Source organism: Streptomyces fildesensis, assembly GCF_016107395.1.
Taxonomy (GTDB): domain Bacteria; phylum Actinomycetota; class Actinomycetes; order Streptomycetales; family Streptomycetaceae; genus Actinacidiphila; species Actinacidiphila fildesensis.
Genome location: NZ_JAAIKO010000130.1, coordinates 1 through 1,160 on the forward strand (window position 1 = coordinate 1; position 1,160 = coordinate 1,160).

Sequence of the window (1,160 nt, forward strand, 5' to 3'; positions counted from 1 at the left end):
CTAGTGTCCTGCGCCGGAGATCCGTCGGCAGAAGCGTGCGAGGGAGTCGAGGATCTCTTCCGCCGTCTTGGTCCAGATGAATGGCTTGGGATCCTCGTTCCAGTTCTTCACCCAGGCGCGGATGTCGGCTTCGAGGTTTTGGACGTTCTTGTGGGCACCCCGACGGATCATCTGGTCGGCCAGGAAGCCGAACCATCGCTCGACCTGATTGATCCACGACGAGCCGGTCGGCGTGAAGTGCATCTGGAACCGCGGGTGTTTGCTCAGCCAGGCCCTGATCGCGGGAGTCTTGTGCGTGCCGTAGTTGTCCACGATCAGGTGCACCTGCAGGTGCGCGGGCACCTCCTTGTCGATGCGGATCAAGAACTTCTTGAACTCCGCCGCCCGGTGCCTGCGGTGCAGGGCACTGATGACCTGCCCGGTAGTGACATCAAACGCGGCAAACAGGGTGGTCAAGCCGTTGCGGACGTAGTCGTGAGTACGGCGCTCCGGCATGCCCGGCATCATCGGCAACACCGGCTGAGAGCGGTCCAGTGCCTGAATCTGGGACTTCTCGTCCACCGAGAGAACCACGGCGCCCTCGGGCGGGTTGAAGTACAGCCCGACGACGTCGTAGACCTTCTCCACGAACAACGGGTCGGTCGACAACTTGAACGTGTCCGTCAGGTGCGGCTTGAGTTGGAACCTCCGCCAGATCCTGCCGACCGTGGACTTCGACAGACCACTGTGGTCCGCCATCGACTTCCGCGACCAGTGAGTGGCGTTCTTCGGGATCTCCTCCAGCGTCGCGACCACGACCGCCTCCACCTGACCGACATCGATCGTGGGTGGCCGGCCCGGCCGGGGCTCGTCGACCAGACCATCCAGCCGGTCGACGAGAAACCGCCGCCGCCACTTGCGAACCGTGTCCGCGCTCACCCGCAGATCCCTGGCGACCGTAACGATCGGCGGTACCTCCGGCCCTGCGCACGCCAACACGATCCGCGCGCGCAAGGCCAGGGCCTGGGCCGATGTCGCCCGACGCGTCCACCTCTCCAACACCGCCCGCTCATCCGCACACAGCAGTAACGGCTCCAGTTTCGGGCCCCGACGAGGCACCGATGCACCAGCAGTAGAAGTCACACAGCATCTAACGATCAACTACTGGCGCAGGACACTAG

The 1,160-nt window shown here is 64.1% G+C and carries 1 protein-coding gene; it reads right to left on the minus strand.

Annotation, left to right across the window (positions count from 1 at the left end; translation table 11 throughout):
- On the minus strand, positions 1 to 1,098 hold the full coding sequence (locus C6N31_RS42210) for an IS630 family transposase (RefSeq protein WP_138359673.1): 1,098 nt from the start codon (positions 1,096 to 1,098) through the stop codon (positions 1 to 3).
- Positions 1,099 to 1,160 lie beyond the last annotated feature (62 nt).